Source organism: Xanthobacter flavus, assembly GCF_017875275.1.
GTDB lineage: Bacteria > Pseudomonadota > Alphaproteobacteria > Rhizobiales > Xanthobacteraceae > Xanthobacter > Xanthobacter flavus_A.
This window is the reverse complement of record NZ_JAGGML010000001.1, coordinates 3,039,371-3,057,844: the sequence shown is the minus strand read 5'-3', so window position 1 is coordinate 3,057,844 and position 18,474 is coordinate 3,039,371. Positions and strand designations below refer to the sequence as shown.

Genomic DNA, 18,474 nt, shown 5'->3' with positions numbered 1-18,474 from the left:
CATCCCGGAGCGGGGGTTTGCCGGGAGCCCTGACCCGGCAAACGGAAAGGGGGCGCGCCTTGCCGGCGCGCCCCCTTTTTATGCATCCAGATGGGGAGCTCAGTCCTCGAGCACCTTCAGCTTGAAGAGAAGGCCAGCGAGATAGGCGCCCACCAGCGGCACCACGATGAACAGCCACAGCTGGGAGATCGCCTTGCCGCCGGCGAACAGCGCCGGACCGATGGAGCGGGCCGGGTTCACCGACACGCCGGTGACGGGGATGAAGACGATGTGGATCATCACCAGCGACAGGCCGATGGCGAGGCCAGCCGCCTGTGTGATGCCCGCCTTGGAGGTGGAGCCGAGGATCACCACGAGGAAGATGAAGGTGCCCACCAGTTCGGCGAGGATCGCCGCGCCGAGACCATAACCGCCGATATAACCCTCGCCCCAGCCGTTCTGGCCGAGGCCGGCGGTGGCGACATCGAAGCCCGCGAGCTTGCCGGAGGCGATCATGAACAGGATGGCGGCGCCGGCGATGCCGCCGAGGATCTGCGCGATCCAGTATTTGGGCACTTCCGAGGTGGGGATGCGTCCCGCAGCCCAGACGCCGATGGTGACGGCGGGATTGATGTGGCAGCCGGACACATGGCCGATGCCGTAGGCCATGGAGGTCACGGCCAGGCCGAACGCAAAGGCGATGGCGAGCATCCCGATGGGCGCGGAGCCGTAGCCGGTGAGCACGGCCGAGCCGCAGCCGAAGAGAACAAGAACCGCGGTTCCGATGAACTCGGCGACATATTTGTTCATGCCAAGGTCTCCCCCCGCGCGCCACGGCCCGTCGCGACCGGGCACCGGCACGCATCCGTCTCAGGTTCGAGGGCCGAATTCACCGCCTGTCCGATCGCAACCGGCGGATCCGGCTCCAGCGCCCAAACGCGGCGCAGCTTCAGCCAACTCCTGCCCAAGGCGGAGATCAAGTCTGCAATCAGCAATAGGAAAAATGCTCCACCGCCTTTTTGGCGTGCGCAATCGCAATATTTTCCACCGCACTCGCGAAAAGATGAACGAAGGGTAAACCCGCCTGTCGGCACGGGTTCAGCCCCGGCGTCGTACAAGGCGAAGGAAATATCCTCCATTGAGGGGACGACCCGCCGCCGTCCGGCGTTCTAAGCCGGCGACGCGACGTCCTGCTCCGAGACCTGACCCATGAAGACCTCCTCCGTGATCGCGGCTGCCGCCACCACCTTCATCGCCATCGCCGCCTGGGGCGGCGGGGATCTGGTGCGCGCCTTCCCCGGCGATGCCCCGGCCATGGCGCATGCGGATGCGCCGGCGACCAAGGCCGCCTACCAGTGGCGCGACTACTGGGACCGCGACGGTACGTCAGCCGCGACGCGCGCCTGCCCGGCGCGCAAGAGCGTCAGCCTGTCCTGGGAGGGACCGCGCCTCTCCTGGCAGCGCAACTGCGACCGGGCGGGCTGATCGCCAGCTGCGCCATTCCATTGCGTCATGTTCAACGCGTCTTGAGCATGGCGCTGGCCTGTCACGCTGACGTTGGTCTGCGAACATGTTAGGTGTGCCCCGCCCCGGCGTTTCGGGGAGGGAGGCAGTTCATGAAGCGACTTTGGACCGGCGCCTCAGCTGCAGCGCTGGTTGCAGCGGCGATGCTGTGGCCCGCGACGGCCGACGCCCAGCAACCCCAGTCGACACCTCAGGCGCAGGCCCAGCCCGGGGCCACGCCCACCGCGCCGCCGACCTGGCCGCGCGTCTTCGATCTGCCCGACAACCAGGTGCTCCAGCTCTATCAGCCGCAGATCGACGTCTGGAACGGCGACACCATGTCCGGCCGCGCCGCCGTCGCCATCGGCGTCAAGACCGGCGCGCCCACCTACGGCATGGTGAAGTTCTCGACCCGCGTCGCCATCGACAAGCCGGCGGGCCTCGTCCATTTCGCCACCTTCACCATCGATAACGTGCAGGTGCCCACCGAGCCGGCCAAGGCGAGCGAGATCCGCTCGGCCCTGCAGACGCGCCTGCCGCCCGATGGCATGACCATCCCGCTCGACCAGCTCCAGGCGAGCTATGCGGTGAACCAGGAACTGGCCAAGGTTCAGGCCCAGCCGGTGGACAACACCCCGCCGCAAATCCTGTTCGCCACCACCACGACCGTGCTTGTTCCCGTCGCCGGCCAGCCGGTGCTGCGGCCGATCAAGGGCGTGAGCGGCTTCCAGCGGGTCATCAACACCCAGCCCCTGCTGCTGAAGGATGACGCCGGCACCTATCACCTGGAGGCCGCCGGCCACTGGTATGAGACGCCGGACCTCGGCGGCACCTGGATCGTCACGCCCCAGGTCTCCGACGCCCTCGCGGCGGCGGGCAAGGCGGCCATCGCCGAGATCCCGGCCGATCCGCTGCTCAGCAACGACAAGAAGCCGATCAACCCGGCCCCGGCCATCATCGCGGTCACCAAGCCCTCCGAGCTGATCCAGACCGACGGCCAGCCGCAGATGCTCCCGGTGGCGGGCACCAACCTGCTCACCATGAACAATGCCGACCACGCGGTGTTCATGGAGACCACCTCCAATTCCTATTATGTCCTCATCTCGGGCCGCTGGTTCAAGGCGCCGGACCTGAAGGGGCCGTGGGCCTTCGTGGCCAGCAACGCGCTGCCCAAGGACTTCTCCAAGATCTCTCCGAACGATCCCAAGGCCAACGTGCTGGTCTCGGTGGCGGGCACGCCGCAGGCCAAGGAAGCGGCCATCGCCGCGACCATTCCGCAGACGGCGACGGTGAAGCGGGATGTGCAGCTCAAGGTCGCCTATGAGGGCGCGCCGAAGTTCGAGCCCATCTCCGGCACCGCCCTCGCCTATGCCGTGAACACCGCGACGCCGGTCATCCGCCTCGCGCCCGACCGCTTCTACGCGGTGAACAACGGCGCGTGGTTCGTGGCGGTCGATCCCGCCGGCCCCTGGCGCGTCGCCGACGCGGTGCCGGACGTGATCTACACCATCCCGGTGTCCTCGCCCGTCCACTATGTCACCTACGTGCGCATCTACGGCGCCACGCCGGAGGCCGTGGTGGTGGGCTATACCCCGGGCTACATGGGCGTCGTGGTCGCTCCGGGCGGCACGGTGGTCTACGGCACCGGCTACAATTGCGTGGGCTACGTGGGCTTCACGGACTGGTATTCGTGCCCCGTCACCTACGGCGTCGGCGCCGGCTTCGCGCTGGGCCTCGACACCGGGTTCGCCTTCGGCTTCGCCGCCGGCTGGGGCTGGGGCACGGCGGTGTATCCCTATTGGGGGCCGTACTGGCATCCCTATGGTCCCTATGGACCTTACGGACCGTGGGGCGGCCACTGGGGCTACACCAACCTGAACCAGACCAACCTCTACGGCCGCTGGGGCGGCGCGGCCACGGTGAACCATGCGTGGGGCACCACCTGGAACGGCACCGACTGGTCGGGCCGCGACTGGCGCGGCACCACGGCGAACGGCACCAATTTCGCCGGCCGCTCGGGCGCCGCGTTCAATCCCTATTCCGGCAATTATGCCGCCGGCCGGGAGAACGCCCGCTACAACCCCACCACCGGCGCGCGTGGCGAAAGCCGCGCCGGTGTGGAGGGCAACGCCTATACGGGCAATGCCGCCGCCGGCCGTGAATCCGCCGGCGCCAATCCCACCACGGGCACCTATCACGCCTCCCAGACCGGCGTGACGGAGAAGAACGGCAACGTGAACGTCGACAGCCGCGGCGTCGCCGGCAACGCCAAGACCGGCAATGCGGTGGCGTGGGACAATGGCCACGTGGCGGTTGACCACGACGGCAATGTCTACCAGCACAACGACAATGGCAGCTGGAGCCAGCACACCACCTCCGGCTGGCAGAACACCAGCCGCGACACATCGAGCCTCGACCGCGAGGAACAGGCCCGCTCCTATGGCAATCAGCGGGTGTCGAGCTACGGCGGCGACGGCTTCGGCGGTGATGCCTATGGCCGCGGCGACAGCTTCGGCTCCGGCGGCTTCGACCGGGGCTTCGGCGGCTTCGGCGGCGGCGACCGCTTCGGCGGTGGCGGCGGTTGGGGTGGCGGCGGTCGCGGATTTGGTGGCGGATTTGGCGGCGGCTTCGGCCGGCGCTGATCTCATCCATCGCACTTGAACGAAAGGCCGGGCGCGCGCGCCCGGCCTTTTCTTTTGCGCGCCCGTTCAGGCCGCCCGGCGGGCCTCAAAGCGCTCACCCACCAGCAGAAGCTGCACCCGGCTCGGCGCGAACTCCTCCGGCACCGCGCACAGGCCGAGACGCACGCACAATTGGCCGAGACGCGGGTCAGCGGTGGCCATGGTGAAGGGAATGGCGAGCACATAGCCCGCCAGAACCGGCGCCGCCCACAGCGCCAGCACCGGCTGCACCGCCAGGAGCGCGATGAGCACCGCGAGACCGAACAGCGCCTGCGGCCAGAAGGCCAGCGCCGCATGGGCGAAGTCCACCCCGTGGCCATCGCGCGCCTGCGCCCGCCAAATAACCCTCTTCCCCCACGACGCCCGCACCCGGCCGAGCAGCAGCCGGAGCATCTCCAGCGTCACCGCCATGGCGGTGATGGCGCTGAGCAGGAAGGAGAACACCAGCTCCACGGCGACCGACGCCGCAAAGCGCAGCGCGCCGCCATAGCGGGCGACGCCGCCCGTGGTCAGCAGGACATCCGCGACGCCGGCGAGCTTGGGCAGGAGCGCCATCGCCATCATGCCCCCATACAGCGCCAGCGCGAGGCCGACCGGATAGGCCGGCCCCGCCTCCGCCGCCGCCAGAGGCAGGAGCGCCAGCAGCGCCGGATGGGCCGGCACCGTCACGAACATCAGGATGGCCCAGACCAGCTGGAAGCGGCTCATGGGCTGGAGGCTCGCCGCCAGACCCGGCACCGAGAGAAGGCGCAGATACTGGAGATTGCCGAGGCACCAGCGCAGGTCGCGCCCGACGAAATCGGTGGCGGCCGGCGGGTTCTCTTCATAGCTCTCGCTCTCCACCGGCAGCACGCGCACCTCATATCCGGCGCGGCGCATGAGCACCGCTTCCACCTGATCGTGCGAAAGCACGGGTCCGCCGAAGGGCGGGCCGCCGGGCAGCGCGGGCAGGTGGCAGGCATCGCGGAAGGGGGCGACGCGGATCACCGCATTGTGCCCCCAGAACGGGCCGCAATCCCCCGCCCACCAGCTCGCACCCAAAGTGTAGCTGCGCATGCCGTGGCGCATGCCGAACTGGAAGATGCGGCCGAACGCGCTCTGCGAGGGCAGGCCCACCACGAGGCTCTGCAGGATGCCGAGGCGCGGATAGGCCATCATCAGCCGCACCATGGAGAGGATGGTGTCCGCGCCCATCAGGCTGTCGGCGTCGAGCGGCAGCATGAAGTCGTAACGCTCGCCCGCGTCGACGCAGAAGGCGCGCACGTTGCCGGCCTTGAAGCCGGCATTGTCCGTTCGGCGGCGGTAGAAGATGCGGGCAGAGCCCTCCTGCGCCCGCCACGCCGCCACCAGCGCTTCCTCGGCGATTGCGATGTCGGGCCGCGAAGTGTCGCTGAGGACGTGGAAATCGAAGGCGGAGCCATGGCCGGTGAGGTCGAGGTCCGCCTTCACCGCCTTGAGCCGGTTGAGCGCGCGGGCGGGGTCCTCGTTACGCACGGTCAGGAGGATGGCGGTGCGGGAGGTGATCGGGCCTTCGGGCAGCGGCGGCGCGAGGAAAGGCGCTGCCGCCTCTATGCCCCTGCGCCGGCCGTGCAGGAGGTAGAGACCCACAGCCGCATTCCAGAAGCCGATGGCATTCCACGGTGTGATGGCGAGCGCGCAGACCAGCAGGAGGCCATCCACCAGAGAGAAACCGTCATGCGCGCCCAGCGCCACCATCCCGGCGAGGACGAGGGCCACCGTCGCCAAATTCGCGACCAGCATGAACAGACGGCGCCGCCGAAGCGTTGAGAGCGGCTGGATCAGCGCCGGCGTCAGCGTGGCCGAGGCGGGCGCGGGCTTTTCCGGAAGCGAGGACAGTGGACCGGACCTTGAAGACATGCATAGCTCCCTGGGTGCCGGCGGCCCGCGGCGATGAAACCCCAAGCCTATACGAGAGCCGAGACATGGCCGTTCAACCTGCGTCAACTTGCCACGGCTCCGTTTTCACCCGCGCCCTCTGGTACGTGGCGCCGGGGGCCTGCGAGCTGCGGCCGGGCGTGCTTCCGGCCATGGACGAAGGCACCGCGCAGGTCCGAACCCTCTACAGCGCGGTCAGCCGCGGCACGGAGCGTCTGGTGGCGGCGGGCCTCAACGATCCCGCCCATCGCGCGCGGATGCGCGCCCCGATGCAGGAGGGCGAATTCCCCTTTCCGGTGAAATACGGCTATTGCGCCGTTGGCGAGGTGGAGGCCGGCCCGCCCGAGCTGATCGGCCGCCGCGTCTTCTCCCTCGCGCCCCACCAGGAACGGTTCGTCGCGCTGAGCGAGATGCTGGCGCCGGTGCCGGATGCCGTGCCGGCGCGGCGCGCGACGCTCGCGGCCAACATGGAGACCGCCCTCAACGCGGTATGGGACGGCGGCGCCGGCCCCGGCGACCGCATCGTGGTGGTGGGCGCAGGGCTCGTCGGGCTTCTGGTCGCCTATCTCTGCGGCCGGCTGCCCGGCGCCGAGGTGACGGTGGTGGACACCGATCCCGCCCGCGCCGCCGTCGCCGCGACCTTCGGCGCGAGGTTTCTCCCCGCCGAGCCGGGCCCGGCCGATCTCGATGCCGATCTCGTCTTCCACACCTCGGGCTCCTCGGCCGGCCTCAACGTCTGCCTCGCCTGCTGCGGCGACGAAGGCCGGGTGATCGAAATGAGCTGGTACGGCGACCGCCCGGTGGACGTGGCGCTTGGCGGCGGCTTCCACCACAAACGCCTCGCCATCCTCTCCTCGCAGGTGGGCGCGGTGAGCCCCGCCCGCCGCCCGCGCTGGAGCCGCCGCCGTCGCCTCCTGAAGGCGCTGGACCTCCTCGCCGACGACCGGCTGGACGCGCTCATCACGCAGGAGGTCGCCTTCGATGATCTGCCGGCCCGGATGCCGCGTATCCTCGGCGCCGGTGCGGAAGGAATCGTCACCGTCGTGCGCTACGGCTGAGGCCGGACCACGGGACAGAAAGGACATTCAATGTACGCGGTAGAGGTGCGGGACCACATCATGATCGCCCACTCCTTCCGGGGCGACCTGTTCGGCCCGGCGCAGGCGCTGCACGGGGCGACCTTCGTCGTGGATGTGGCCTTCTATCGCGAGGACCTGACCGAGGAGGGCGTGGTGGTGGACATCGCCCGCGCCCATGACGCGCTGAAGGGCGTGCTCGGCCCGCTCAACTACAAGAACCTTGACGAGGTGCCCGCCTTCGCCGGCCGCAACACCACCACCGAGGTGCTGGCCCGCCACGTGTTCGACCACATGGCCGCCGCCGCCCGCTCCGGCGAACTCGGCGCCGGGGGCGACGGCATCGTGCGCATCCGCGTGTCGCTGCACGAATCCCACGTCGCCCGCGCCTGGTACGAGGCCGACATCGGCCCCGCAGCGTGAGCGGTTCCGCGCGGCCGGCGGTGGCGCTGGTCCATCCCGGCGACATTAATACGCCCAGCGGCGGCTATGCCTATGACCGGCGCATCCTCGCCGGCCTGAAGGCGCAGGGCTTCGCGGCGATGGCTCTCTCGCTGAAGGGCGGCTTCCCCTGTCCCTCGCAGGGCGAGATTGAGGCGGCGCTGGCCGCCCTCGCCGCGACGCCGGCCGGAACCGTGCTGCTGGCCGATGGCCTCGCCCTCGGCGCCTTGCCGGAGGAGGGATTGCGGCGGATCGGCCGGCCTTTGGTCGGGCTGGTGCACCACCCCCTCGCGCTGGAAACCGGCCTTTCCGAAGACGTGGCCGCCCGCCTGCTGGAGAGCGAGGCAGGCGCGCTCGCGGCCGCATCCGCCGTCATCGCCGTCAGTCCCGAAACGCGGCGGATGCTGGTGGAGCGCTATGGCGTGCCGCCGCAGAAGGTCACCCTTGCGCTGCCCGGCACCGCCCCGGCCGACCGCGTGCCGGCGGACGGCGATCCGCCGCGCCTCATCGCGGTGGGATCGCTGACGCCCCGCAAGGGCTATGGCGTGCTGCTCGACGCCCTCGACCAGCTCGCCGATCTCGACTGGACGCTGACCATCGTCGGCAGCCCGGAGTTCGAGCCTGAGACGGCCCTCGCGATCGCCGCGCGCGCGGCCGGCTTCGGCTCTCGCATCCAGCTCGCGGGCGCGCTCGATGCGGCGGCGCTGGATGCGGCCTATGCCACCGCCGACATCTTCGTCCATCCCTCCTTTTATGAGGGCTACGGCATGGTGCTGGCCGAGGCGCTGCGGCGCGGCCTGCCCGTGATCTGCACCACTGGCGGCGCGGCGGGCGAGACGGTCCCGGACGGGGCCGGCCTCAAGGTGCCGCCCGGCGATGCGGATGCCCTCGCCGGCGCGCTCCGTGCCCTTCTCACCGATCCCGCGTGGCGGCAGAAAATGGCCGATGCCGCCTTCGCCGCCGGAACTGCCCTGCCCGACTGGTCCGATACCGCAGCTGTCATCGGCCGGGTGCTGATGGAGGTCGCCCACCGATGACCGAGCTTGCGCCCCTCCCCGCCGCCACCTTCTCCGCCGACTGGCTCGCCCTGCGCGAGGTCGCCGACCATGCCGCCCGCTCGGCGGCGATCGAGGCGAAGCTGGCCGACCGACTGTCGTCCTTCGCCGAGCAGCGCATCGTCGATCTCGGCGCCGGCTCCGGCTCCAATCTGCGGGCGCTCGCGCCGAAGCTCGGTCCGCGCCAGCACTGGGTGCTGGTGGATCACGACGACGCATTGGCCGAGGCCGCCCGCGCCGCCTTCCGCGCCTTCGCGGACGGCTGGCGGGAGGATGGCGCAACGCTGGTGCTCGATCTCGCGGGCAAAGAGGTGACGGTGGAATTCGCCCTGCGCGACATCGCCGCCGATCCGGCCGCGCCGCTCGCCTTCCGGCCCCATCTCGTGACCGCCTCGGCCTTCTACGACCTCGTTTCGGCGGACTGGTGCCGCCGCTTCGCGGCAGCCTTCACTGGCAGCGGCGCGATGCTCCATGCGGCGCTGACCTGCGACGGAAAGGACGTGTGGTCTCCGCCGCATCCGGCGGACGACGCCATCGCGAACGCGTTCCGCATCCATCAGGGCACAGACAAGGGCTTCGGCCCCGCCGCCGGGGCGGAGGCCGGCGCGATCCTGGGCGCGGCGCTGGCGGCGGCCGGCTACGCCGTCGAGACGGCGGACAGCCCGTGGCGGCTCGATGCCGGAGACCGGCAGCTGATCGTCGAGCTCGCCAAGGGCACGGCGCAGGCGGCGGTGGACAGTGGCCGCGTGCCGGCCGAGGTCGCCGCCGACTGGCATCAGGCGCGGGCGATGGCGCACACCTGCGTCATCGGCCATGTGGACCTGCTGGCGGTGCCGCGCGGCTGAAACTCAGCTGCAGTTCGTGACCTGATTGGAGCAGATGCCGCGCCACCAGCCGCGCTTGCCATCCCGGCTCTTCGTCAGCGCCCAATTGGCGGAGCAGGCGTAAAGGCGCTCCAGCGTCCCGTCGATGGGCAGATTGCCGGAGGGATCGGCCGCATCATCGCCGGGCGGGATGTCCCGGGCATCGACGTTGGGCGCCTGATGCAGGCGCATCACCGGCATCTGCGTGTTGGCATAGGCGCCGCCGGCCTTGTCCGCCGGAATCCAGCCCGCGCCCCTGTAGGTCTTGGGGTAGGAGCGGGGCGGCGGATCGTCATAGGGCGCGCCGGGCGGGCTGGCATTGCGGATGCGGAACCAGCCGTCCTTGTAGCCGGTGATCTCGAACTCCACGTGCCAGCTGTCGTCCTCGCCCTGCCCGGACTCGGGTGTGTGGCGCGGTGGAGCGAGGGTGCCCACCACCTTCGCCGTCGCCGAAGGCGCGGCGCGCACGGGCAGGCCCTTGCGGCTCGTGTCCATGGACCACGCCCTGAGCCGGCAAGGCTCCACACCCGGCTCCGGCTTTTGCTTCGCGAGGCTTGCGAGAATTTCCGCCTGATCCTCGGCGAACGGGTCATCCCCCGCCGGATCCTGCGCCGTGCGGGGGCGCACTACGGCGGAGACGACGCGGCGGGCATCGCCCTCCGGCGCCAGCGTCACCTCCAGTACCTGCCCGGACGTGAAGGCGCTGCCCGGCGTCCTCGGATCATCCGCCCCGGCGGGAAAGACGGCGATCAGCGCCGTCTGCCCGAGTTCGCCCGTGCGCAGCACGCGGCCGGCGACCAGCGTCTTCGGCAGTTGCGCCGTGGCGGCGGCAAGCCACGCCGGGTCTTCCGCGCGCGCCTCGGCCGCCAGCAAAAGCACAACGAGGGTGAGGGCGGCGAGGCGCCTCATTGCGGGGCGATGATCTTCAGCGGCGTCGAGTAGGGCTCGACCCGCAGGCTGTCGTTGCTGAGGATGCTCACGCGCGCCACCGGCGCCTGCTCCAGCGCCCCGTCGGCGCCCTTGCGCACGGCGTAGCGCCAGAGCGTCACCTCGCCCTTCGCCTTGAGTGCCCGGCCGATGGCGGTGACATCGCTGCCGCCGATCGCCGCCGCGTCCTGCGGCGAGAGGCCGACGACGATCTCGTCCTTCACCGTGACGATCTTGAACAGCGGCGTCGTCTCCGCCGCCGAGGCCGATCCGGCGAGAGCCAGAAGGCTGCCGGCAACCAGCGACAGGGAGAACAGGCGGCGGGTGGGAGGGGTCATTGCGGCGATCCTCGGGACGGCGCACGGCGGCGCTCAAGACCGAGATTCCCCGAGGTTGCACGGATTTTCAACCGCCGCGTGCCGAATGGCAGCGAGGCGGCAGATAGCTACCGCCAAAGCCCGTCCAGCCTCACTCCAACCCGGCAATGGCCCGTGCGAAATCGCGCGCTGCGAAAGGCTGGAGGTCATCCTGCCCCTCGCCCACCCCGATCAGATGGATGGGCAGTTTGTGCTTCGCCGCGATGGCCACGAGGATGCCGCCCCGCGCCGTGCCGTCGAGCTTGGTCATGACGAGGCCGGTGACGCCGGCGGTGCGGGCAAACGCTTCCACCTGCGAGAGCGCGTTCTGGCCCACGGTGGCGTCGAGCACGAGGAGCACCGCGTGGGGCGCGGTGGGCTCCTGCTTCTTGATGACCCGCACCACCTTTTCCAGCTCCGCCATCAGCTCGGCGCGGTTCTGCAGGCGGCCGGCGGTGTCGATCATGAGGATGTCGGCGTTCTGGGCGCGCGCCTCGGTGATGGCATCGTGGGCGACGCCCGCCGCATCCGCCCCCTGCTCGCGGGCGATGACGGTGGCGCCGGTGCGCTCGCCCCACACCTTCAGCTGCTCGATGGCGGCGGCGCGGAAGGTGTCGCCGGCGGCGAGCACCACCTTGCGGCCCTCCGCCCGCCACTGGGCGGCGAGCTTGCCGATGGTGGTGGTCTTGCCGGAACCGTTGACGCCCACCATCAGCAGGATGAAGGGCTTGTGCGCCCTGTCCACCACCAGCGGCACGGCCACAGGGGCGAGGATGCGCTCGACCTCGGCCGCAATCAGGCTTTTGACCTCCTCGGCCGAGATCATCTTGTCGTGCCGGCCGCGCCCCACCTCCTCGACGATGCGCATGGAGGTCTCGACGCCGAGGTCGGCGCGGATCAGCACTTCCTCCAGTTCCTCAAGCGTCGCCGCATCGAGCTTGCGCTTGGACACGAGATCGGTGATGCCCTGCCCGAGGCTGGACGCGGTGCGCGCGAGGCCGGAGGCGAGCCGGCTCCAGAAGCCCTTGCGCGGCTCCGGGACCGGCGCAACGGCGACGGGTTCGGGCGGCGGCGGGGGAAGCTCCGGCGCCGGAGCTTCGGGCACCACGACCGGAGCGGGCTCAGGCGCGGCGGTCTCGACCGGCTCGGGGTCCGTATTCGGCTCCGGCGCGAAGGCAACAGGCGGCTCGGGTTCGACGGGCTCGGGCGCAGGTGCTTCCAAAGTCTCGGGCGCAACCAGCTCGGGCGCGACCGGTTCGGGCGGCGCGGCAGGCTCCGCCGCCGCGCTCTCCACCGGGGTCGTTAGCGGCCTCTCTGGCGCGACCAGCGGGGGCGCGGTGTCCGCCGCAGCGGGGACAGGCGCATCCGGAGGCGTCACCGGCGTCTCAGCCGCCGGCTCGCCGGTCAGCCATCCCCAGAAGCCGCGCTTCTTCTTGTCGTTTCCGCCGTCCTGCTGGCTCATGCCGAAGATCCCTGAAAATGCGTCACGCCGCGATGAGCCGCGCGCCGTCGTGCCCTGCGATCCTGAGATCGGCGAGGCTGCCGCGCACCGCCGCGCCGGAGAGGCGCACCGGGGTGAAATGTTCGGTGTGTCCGCGCCCGCCGGCTTCCACCAGCACCGTGCGGCGGCGGCCGATTTCCGCCGACAGATGCCGGCGCAGCAGGCCCGCCCCGGTCTCCCGGAGGCGCGCCGCCCGCTCGGCAACCAGCGCCGGGGGAAGCTGCGGCATGCGGGCCGCCGCCGTGCCCGGCCGGGCGGAATAGGGGAAGGCGTGGAGGAAGGCGAGGCCCGCCTCCTCCGCGAAGTCACGCGTGGCGCGCGCCTGCGCCTCGGTCTCGGTCGGAAAGCCGGCAATGATGTCCGCGCCCAGCACCACGTCAGGCCGCGCCTGCCGCAGCGCGGCGATGAAGGCGAGCGCCTCGGCCCGGCTGTGGCGGCGCTTCATGCGCTTCAGGATGAGGTCGTCGCCGGACTGGAGGGAGAGGTGCAGATGCGGCATCAGCCGCTCTTCCTCGGCGAGGGCACGCATCAGTTCCGCATCCGCCTCCACCGCGTCGATGGAGGAGAGACGCAGCCGCTTCAGCTCCGGCACACGCGCGAGCACCGCCCGCACCAGCCGCCCGAGGGTCGGCGCGCCCGGAAGGTCGGCACCATAGGCGGTGAGATCAACGCCGGTCAGCACCACCTCGCCATGGCCGCTTTCAACGAGCCGCGCCACCTGCGCCACCACCGCGCCCATGGGCACGCTGCGCGAGGGGCCGCGGCCGAACGGGATGATGCAGAAGGTGCAGCGATGATCGCAGCCGTTCTGCACCTCCACGAAGGCGCGGGTGTGCCCCTCGAAGCGGTCGGCGAGATGGGGTGTCGCCGCGCGCACGGCGGCGATGTCCTGCACCCGCACCTTCTGCTCGGCGCCAATGCCGAAATCAAAGTCTCGGCGGGCGTGGGCCCAGCTCGCGGCGGAAATCTTCTCGGCATTGCCGAGCACGAGGTCCACCTCCTCCATGGCGGCGAAGGTGGCGGGCTCGGTCTGGGCGGCGCATCCGGTGACCACCACGCGGAGCGCGGGATCGCGGCGGCGGGCGCGGCGGATGGCCTGGCGCGCCTGCCGCACGGCTTCCGCCGTCACAGCGCAGGTATTCACGATGAAGGCACGCTCCAGCCCGGCAGCCGTGGCGGCGCGGGCGATGCCGTCGCCTTCCAGCGCGTTCAGGCGGCAGCCGAAATTGACCACCTCGACGCCCGCTGCATCCGCCATCAGGCGGCCTCATCCAGCATGGCGGGTGTGAGGGTGCCGGCGAATTCGTGCTCCACCGGCCCGGTCATCAGAACGTGGCCATCGCTCTCGCGCCATTCGATCTCCAGCGGCCCACCCGGCAGCGTCACCGTGACGGCGCGGCCCGTGCGGCCCGTGCGGACGGCGGCGACACCGGTGGCGCAGGCGGCGGTGCCGCAGGCCTGCGTGCGACCGGCGCCGCGTTCCCAAACATGGAGCAGGATGCGGTCCGGCGCGGTGAGGCTTGCGAACGAGATGTTGGCGCGCTCCGGAAAGAGCGGATGGTGCTCCAGCGCGGCGCCGAGGCCTTCCACGTCCATGGCGTCGGCATCATCGACGAAGAAGATGGCGTGCGGATTGCCCATGCTCACCATCACCGCCGGCCCCAGGCTCTCGAAGCCGGGCACGAGGACCGACGCCGTGTCGCCCACATCCTGCGCCAGCGGGATGTCCTGCCAGCCGAGGCGGGGGGCGCCCATGTCCACCTTCACCTGACCGTCCAGCCGCACGGTGCAATCGAGCAGCCCTGCCTCGCTCTCGAACAGCACATGGGGCGTGCCGGTGCGCTCGGCCTCCAGCGCGGCGATGCAGCGGGTGCCGTTGCCGCAGGCGGCGGAGAGGGAGCCGTCATTGTTGAGGATGCGGACGAAGGCGGCGGTGTCCGCGCGGCGCGGCGGATAGAGCACCATGGCCTGGTCGAACGGCAGCACCGAGGGCCGCGCCAGCGCCCGCGCGGCGGCGGGCGGCACCTCCACCGGATCGGTGCGCAGGTCGAGGACGAGGATCTCGTTGCCGAGACCGTTCATCTTCACAAAGGGGCGGTGGCTGAGCGGGTTCACGGGCGTCCGGGCTGGTCCTGAAGGATCTTTGCCTTATATGGCGTCGTTCCGTCCATCACACCACCCCCGCGCCGCCCGCAAGGCGCCGCAATCGCGCCGAACTGCGGCAGGAGAACATGCTAGACAGAGTGCGTCGCGGCCCTTCGGCCCGCGGGAGGATGGACGATGACGGGCGTTTGGGGGACGAGGCTCGGGCGGGCGGCGGCGGTTTTCGGGCTGATGATGGCGCTGGTGGCGCCCGCGGCCGCGCAGGCGCCGCAAAAGTCACAGGACTCGCTGACGCCTCCGCCGGTGGTGGACCCGAAGACGGTGGAGACGACCCCCGTCACGCCCGCTCCCGCCACCTTCTCGGCGGACGAGGTGACGCTGACGCCCGTGCCGGTGCTCACGATTTCCGGCTCGTCGTCCTGGGAAGACGCCTATGACAAATTGGTGGAGGCCGTCCGCAAGGCGGATGGCGAGGTGAAGCGGCTGGGCCTAGTGCGGGCCGGCGACGTGTTCGTCATGTACAATACCAGCGACGACCGCGGCTTCGACTATGAGGTGCAGATGCCGTTCTCCGGCACCACCACCCAGAAGCCGGCCGAGCCGATGAAGCTCGGCGGCTCCTTCGCCGGCAAGGTCTTGCGGTTCGTGCATACCGGCTCTTTCGGCGACATGGACAATACCTACGAGCAGATCGCCAATTATCTCGACGAGAAGAACGTCGAGCAGAACGACCTCTACATCGAGCGCTATCGGACAGACCTTCTGACCGCCTCGCCCGAGGCGCTGGAGATCGAGATCCTCGTCCCCCTGCCCTGAGCAGGCCCTGAAAAAATAGAGAAACATCAAGGACACGGCGGCGTCGACCAGTCTAGCCTGAGGTCAGAACGCCGCCATAAGGAGGGCCGCATGGGTGGCATATCCATAAGAAACTGCGTCAAGGGGAGGACGGGAAACCTGTCGCGCATCGCCGTCGCGGCGGTGTTCGGCTGGTCCACCATCTACCCGGCTCTCGCCCAGACCCCGCCGCCTGCGCCGCAGGGCCAACCCGCGCCGCAGGGCGACCAAGGCTATCCTCAGGGCCAGCCGCTGCCGCAGGCGCCTCAGGGGCAGCAAGGCCCGCAGGGGCAATCCCTGCCGCCGCCCCAGCCGGGCGATCGGGTCCAGCCCGCCTATTCCCTGTCTGAGCTCGAATACCTGCTCGGGCCGGTGGCGCTCTATCCGGACCCGCTGCTCGCCATCCTGTTCCCGGCGACGCTGTTCCCGGAACAGCTGGTGGAGGCCTACAACTGGATCGTCGCCAATCCCAATCCGGTGCAGGAACGCAACTTCACCGCGGTGGATGCCTTCAACTGGGATTCCTCGGTGAAGGCGCTGGTGCGCTTTCCGGAGGTGATCACCCTGCTCCATGAGCACATGGAGTGGTCGGAATCCCTCGGCCTCGCCTTCTCGACCCAGCCGCAGGATGTGTCCAACACCATCCAGTTACTGCGTGCCAAGGCGCAGGCGGTCGGCAATCTGCAGTCCACGCCGCAGCAGGTGGTGACGACGCAGGACGCGCCCGCGAGCAGCGGCAGCGGCGGCCCCGCGCGCACCATCTATATCCAGCCGGCCGATCCCGAGCGCATCTATGTGCCGGCCTATGACAGCTCGGAGGTCTTCACCACCTTCGCCACCGGCGCCCTGGCGTTCGGCGCCGGCGTGCTCGTCGGCTCCTACTGGAACAACAACTGGGGCTGGAACAACCGGCCGTGGAACTCTGTGTGGGTGGTGCCGCCGCGCTGGGTGCGCCCGCCCTATTGGGGTCCCGGCTGGGGTGGCCGCCCGCCCGTCTGGGGACCGGGACCGTGGGTGCCCGGCCGTCCCGGCGTTCGGCCCCCGCCGCGTCCCGGCTGGCCGGGTGGTCCCGGTCGTCCGGGTTGGCCCGGCGGTCCCGGGTGGCCGGGTGGACCGGGTGGACCTGGCGGTCCGGGACGTCCCGGCTGGCCGGGCGGCCCCGGCTACCCCGGTGGTCCCGGTGGTCCCGGTGGTCCCGGTGGTCCCGGTGGTCCTGGAGGTCCTGGAGGGCCCGGCCGTCCCGGCTGGCCCGGTGGACCGGGTGGACCCGGTGGACCCGGTGGACCCGGCCGTCCCGGAATGCCCGGATATCCGGGGGGACCGGCCGTCGGTCCCGGCCGTCCCGGAATGCCTCTCGTTCCCGGTGCCCCCGGCCGTCCGGGTTATCCCGGTGGTCCGGGTCGTCCCGGCACGCCCGGCTATCCCGGTGGACCCGGCGTCGGTCCCGGTCGTCCCGGAATGCCCGTTGTTCCCGGTGCGCCCGGCCGGCCCGGATATCCCGGTGGTCCGGGCATGGGACCGGGTCGCCCCGGCTATCCCGGCACGCCCGGCGTCGGCCCCGGCCGGCCCGGTCGCCCCGGCGTGCCCGGCAACGTCCCCGGCCAGCCCGGCGCGGGTCCCGGCCGTCCCGGATATCCCGGCACCCCCGGCGTCGGCCCCGGTCGCCCCGGCCGGCCCGGCCAGCCCGGTGTTCCGGGGGCAGGTCCGAACCGTCCCGGTTATCCCGGCGCCGGCCCCGGCCGGCCCGGCGGACCTGGCCGGCCCGGATATCCGAATGCCGGTCCCAACCGGCCCGGTTATCCGAACGCGGGTCCCAACCGGCCCAACCGGCCCGCGGTCCAGCCGAACCGGCCGGCCAATCGGCCCGCCAACGTGCGGCCGCAGAACCGGCCGCAGCAGGTGCGACCGCAGCAAAGGCCCCAGCAGCGGCCGCAACAGATGCGTCCGCAGCAGCAGCGCCCGCAGCAGATGAGGCCGCAGCAACGCCCCCAGCAGATGCGGCCGCAGCAGATGCGACAGCAGCCGAGGGCCATGCCGCAGCAACGGGCGGCGCCGCAGAACCGGCCTCGGCCCGGCCAGCGCTGAGGCCCGACAGACCCATCCGCCCGGCTTCGGCCGGGCGGTTTGTTTCCGAACCGCCGAAGGCCCTGCAGAGCCCTTTCCTTCGGGGCGCGAATCTCCTTCACTGCACGGGCTGGGCCTGCGGTAGCGCCGCGGTCGCTCGTGAGACCGGCACTATCCCGCCGGCCATCGCGGAGGGTTCAATGCCGCGACTGTTCACCGCCATCGAGATCCCCCCGGAGGTCGGGCTCGACCTGTCCATGCTGCGGGGCGGTCTGTCCGGCGCCCGCTGGATCGATTCCGAGAACTATCACGTCACCCTGCGCTTCATCGGCGACGTGGACGACGCCACTGGCCGCGACATCATGCTGATGCTGGGGCAGGTGCGACGACCCGCCTTCGACATCGCGCTGGACGGGCTGGACCAGTTCGGCGGTCACAAGCCGCGCGCGGTGTTCGCGGCGGTGAAGGCCAATGCGGCGCTGATGGAGCTGCAGGCCGAGCAGGAGCGCATCATGCAGCGGCTCGGCCTCGGCGCGGAGCGCAACTACAAGCCCCACGTCACCCTCGCCCGGCTGCGCGACGCATCCTCGCGGCAGGTGGCGGACTATCTGGCTGCGCGCGGCTCCTTCCGCACCCCGGCGTTCCGCGTGCCGCGCTTCGTGCTGTTCTCCTCGCGGGATTCGGTGGGCGGCGGACCCTATCTCGTGGAAGCGGCCTACCCGCTCCTGTAGGGCGCCCGGCCTCTTGCGGCGCTCAGCGGGGTCCCCATCTCATGGTGCATGACTACGCACACGCTGAACCCCGACGAATTCGACCGCCTCTCCGGCGCCGAGCGCGACAAGGCCGCGCAAGATGAGGCCAGCGTGCGCAAGGGCTTCTGGCGGAAGTTGCGCGGCGCCGCCCGCCACGTCCCCTTCGCCGAAGACGCGGTGGCGAGCTATTATGCTGCGTTCGACCGCCAGACGCCGCTGCGGGTGCGCGCGACCCTGCTCGGTGCCCTCGCCTATTTCGTCCTGCCCTTCGACCTGACGCCGGACCTCCTGCCGCTGATCGGGTTCGGAGACGATGCGGCGGTGCTCATGGGCGCGCTCAAGCTGCTGTCGGGCCATGTGAAGCCCGAGCATTATGAAGCGGCCAAGGCCGCCTTCGACCCCGACCATCAGGCGACCGGGGAGGACGGCCGCCCGGCCTGAGG

17 protein-coding genes are annotated in these 18,474 nt (G+C 70.8%); 10 read left to right on the top strand and 7 right to left on the bottom strand.

The features are described 5' to 3' along the window. Positions 1-99: 99 nt before the first annotated feature. Positions 100-789 carry an aquaporin Z gene (gene aqpZ, locus J2126_RS14600; protein WP_209487643.1) on the bottom strand — a complete coding sequence of 230 codons (690 nt, stop codon included), beginning with the start codon at positions 787-789 and terminating at the stop codon, positions 100-102. Between the two features lie 399 nt (positions 790-1,188). On the opposite strand from aqpZ, the gene J2126_RS14595 reads away from it, so the two are divergent. Both J2126_RS14595 and J2126_RS14590 read left to right on the top strand, forming a co-directional pair. Beyond that, a complete protein-coding gene (locus J2126_RS14595; RefSeq protein WP_209487642.1) occupies positions 1,189-1,464 on the top strand; it encodes a hypothetical protein in 276 nt (91 codons plus the stop codon). 131 nt (positions 1,465-1,595) lie between these two features. Next, positions 1,596-4,124, top strand: a complete 2,529-nt coding sequence (locus tag J2126_RS14590; protein ID WP_209487641.1) for a carbohydrate-binding family V/XII — start codon at positions 1,596-1,598, stop codon at positions 4,122-4,124. 66 nt (positions 4,125-4,190) lie between these two features. On the opposite strand, the gene mdoH is transcribed toward J2126_RS14590, so the two are convergent. Further along, entirely contained in the window at positions 4,191-6,041 is a 1,851-nt protein-coding gene (mdoH, locus tag J2126_RS14585; protein WP_209487640.1) for a glucans biosynthesis glucosyltransferase MdoH, read from the bottom strand. 65 nt (positions 6,042-6,106) lie between these two features. Between mdoH and J2126_RS14580 the strand changes: the two genes are divergently transcribed. The 4 genes from J2126_RS14580 to J2126_RS14565 are packed head-to-tail and all read left to right on the top strand — an operon-like array spanning position 6,107 to position 9,476. Further along, on the top strand, positions 6,107-7,117 hold the full coding sequence (locus tag J2126_RS14580) for a zinc-dependent alcohol dehydrogenase (protein WP_209487639.1): 1,011 nt from the start codon (positions 6,107-6,109) through the stop codon (positions 7,115-7,117). 30 nt (positions 7,118-7,147) lie between these two features. Continuing rightward, positions 7,148-7,558, top strand: coding sequence for a 6-pyruvoyl trahydropterin synthase family protein (locus J2126_RS14575; RefSeq protein ID WP_209487638.1), 411 nt, complete (start codon positions 7,148-7,150; stop codon positions 7,556-7,558). Further along, on the top strand, positions 7,555-8,613 hold the full coding sequence (locus J2126_RS14570; protein WP_348634308.1) for a glycosyltransferase family 4 protein: 1,059 nt from the start codon (positions 7,555-7,557) through the stop codon (positions 8,611-8,613). The genes J2126_RS14575 and J2126_RS14570 overlap by 4 nt, the downstream gene beginning before the upstream one ends. Beyond that, entirely contained in the window at positions 8,610-9,476 is an 867-nt protein-coding gene (locus J2126_RS14565; RefSeq protein WP_209487637.1) for an SAM-dependent methyltransferase, read from the top strand. The genes J2126_RS14570 and J2126_RS14565 overlap by 4 nt, the downstream gene beginning before the upstream one ends. A 3-nt stretch (positions 9,477-9,479) precedes the next feature. On the opposite strand, the gene J2126_RS14560 is transcribed toward J2126_RS14565, so the two are convergent. The 5 genes from J2126_RS14560 to dapF form a co-directional block, all read right to left on the bottom strand. Continuing rightward, positions 9,480-10,403 carry an SH3 domain-containing protein gene (locus J2126_RS14560; protein ID WP_209487636.1) on the bottom strand — a complete coding sequence of 308 codons (924 nt, stop codon included), beginning with the start codon at positions 10,401-10,403 and terminating at the stop codon, positions 9,480-9,482. Beyond that, positions 10,400-10,759 (bottom strand): hypothetical protein, encoded by a 360-nt coding sequence (locus J2126_RS14555; RefSeq protein ID WP_245327338.1) that lies wholly within the window; start codon positions 10,757-10,759, stop codon positions 10,400-10,402. Before J2126_RS14555 ends, J2126_RS14560 begins: the two co-directional genes overlap by 4 nt. Positions 10,760-10,889: 130 nt before the next feature. Next, complete coding sequence (gene ftsY / locus J2126_RS14550; protein WP_209487635.1) at positions 10,890-12,239, bottom strand: signal recognition particle-docking protein FtsY; 1,350 nt, start codon at positions 12,237-12,239, stop codon at positions 10,890-10,892. 22 nt (positions 12,240-12,261) lie between these two features. Further along, entirely contained in the window at positions 12,262-13,536 is a 1,275-nt protein-coding gene (gene mtaB / locus J2126_RS14545) for a tRNA (N(6)-L-threonylcarbamoyladenosine(37)-C(2))-methylthiotransferase MtaB (protein WP_209487634.1), read from the bottom strand. After that, on the bottom strand, positions 13,536-14,393 hold the full coding sequence (dapF, locus tag J2126_RS14540) for a diaminopimelate epimerase (RefSeq protein ID WP_209487633.1): 858 nt from the start codon (positions 14,391-14,393) through the stop codon (positions 13,536-13,538). The genes mtaB and dapF overlap by 1 nt, the downstream gene beginning before the upstream one ends. A 165-nt stretch (positions 14,394-14,558) precedes the next feature. Between dapF and J2126_RS14535 the strand changes: the two genes are divergently transcribed. From J2126_RS14535 to J2126_RS14520, 4 genes are all read left to right on the top strand, one after another. Further along, the gene (locus J2126_RS14535) at positions 14,559-15,197 is read left to right on the top strand and encodes a GyrI-like domain-containing protein (protein WP_209487632.1); all 639 of its coding nucleotides are present in this window, start codon (positions 14,559-14,561) and stop codon (positions 15,195-15,197) included. Between the two features lie 90 nt (positions 15,198-15,287). After that, positions 15,288-17,300, top strand: coding sequence for a DUF3300 domain-containing protein (locus J2126_RS25630; protein WP_209487631.1), 2,013 nt, complete (start codon positions 15,288-15,290; stop codon positions 17,298-17,300). 179 nt (positions 17,301-17,479) lie between these two features. Then, positions 17,480-18,010 carry an RNA 2',3'-cyclic phosphodiesterase gene (gene thpR, locus J2126_RS14525; RefSeq protein ID WP_209487630.1) on the top strand — a complete coding sequence of 177 codons (531 nt, stop codon included), beginning with the start codon at positions 17,480-17,482 and terminating at the stop codon, positions 18,008-18,010. A gap of 48 nt (positions 18,011-18,058) precedes the next feature. After that, on the top strand, positions 18,059-18,472 hold the full coding sequence (locus J2126_RS14520) for a YkvA family protein (protein ID WP_209487629.1): 414 nt from the start codon (positions 18,059-18,061) through the stop codon (positions 18,470-18,472). The last annotated feature ends 2 nt before the right edge of the window (positions 18,473-18,474 follow it).

Bases quoted from the DNA above. Each gene is read 5' to 3' on its own strand.
- J2126_RS14595 (WP_209487642.1), top strand. From the start codon at position 1,189: ATGAAGACCTCCTCCGTGATCGCGGCTGCCGCCACCACCTTCATCGCC.
- mdoH (WP_209487640.1), bottom strand. From the start codon at position 6,041: ATGTCTTCAAGGTCCGGTCCACTGTCCTCGCTTCCGGAAAAGCCCGCG.
- J2126_RS25630 (WP_209487631.1), top strand. From the start codon at position 15,288: ATGGGTGGCATATCCATAAGAAACTGCGTCAAGGGGAGGACGGGAAAC.
- ftsY (WP_209487635.1), bottom strand. From the start codon at position 12,239: ATGAGCCAGCAGGACGGCGGAAACGACAAGAAGAAGCGCGGCTTCTGG.
- J2126_RS14565 (WP_209487637.1), top strand. From the start codon at position 8,610: ATGACCGAGCTTGCGCCCCTCCCCGCCGCCACCTTCTCCGCCGACTGG.
- J2126_RS14580 (WP_209487639.1), top strand. From the start codon at position 6,107: ATGGCCGTTCAACCTGCGTCAACTTGCCACGGCTCCGTTTTCACCCGC.
- J2126_RS14590 (WP_209487641.1), top strand. From the start codon at position 1,596: ATGAAGCGACTTTGGACCGGCGCCTCAGCTGCAGCGCTGGTTGCAGCG.
- J2126_RS14555 (WP_245327338.1), bottom strand. From the start codon at position 10,759: ATGACCCCTCCCACCCGCCGCCTGTTCTCCCTGTCGCTGGTTGCCGGC.
- mtaB (WP_209487634.1), bottom strand. From the start codon at position 13,536: ATGGCGGATGCAGCGGGCGTCGAGGTGGTCAATTTCGGCTGCCGCCTG.
- J2126_RS14535 (WP_209487632.1), top strand. From the start codon at position 14,559: ATGACGGGCGTTTGGGGGACGAGGCTCGGGCGGGCGGCGGCGGTTTTC.
- J2126_RS14575 (WP_209487638.1), top strand. From the start codon at position 7,148: ATGTACGCGGTAGAGGTGCGGGACCACATCATGATCGCCCACTCCTTC.
- aqpZ (WP_209487643.1), bottom strand. From the start codon at position 789: ATGAACAAATATGTCGCCGAGTTCATCGGAACCGCGGTTCTTGTTCTC.
- J2126_RS14560 (WP_209487636.1), bottom strand. From the start codon at position 10,403: ATGAGGCGCCTCGCCGCCCTCACCCTCGTTGTGCTTTTGCTGGCGGCC.
- J2126_RS14520 (WP_209487629.1), top strand. From the start codon at position 18,059: ATGACTACGCACACGCTGAACCCCGACGAATTCGACCGCCTCTCCGGC.
- thpR (WP_209487630.1), top strand. From the start codon at position 17,480: ATGCCGCGACTGTTCACCGCCATCGAGATCCCCCCGGAGGTCGGGCTC.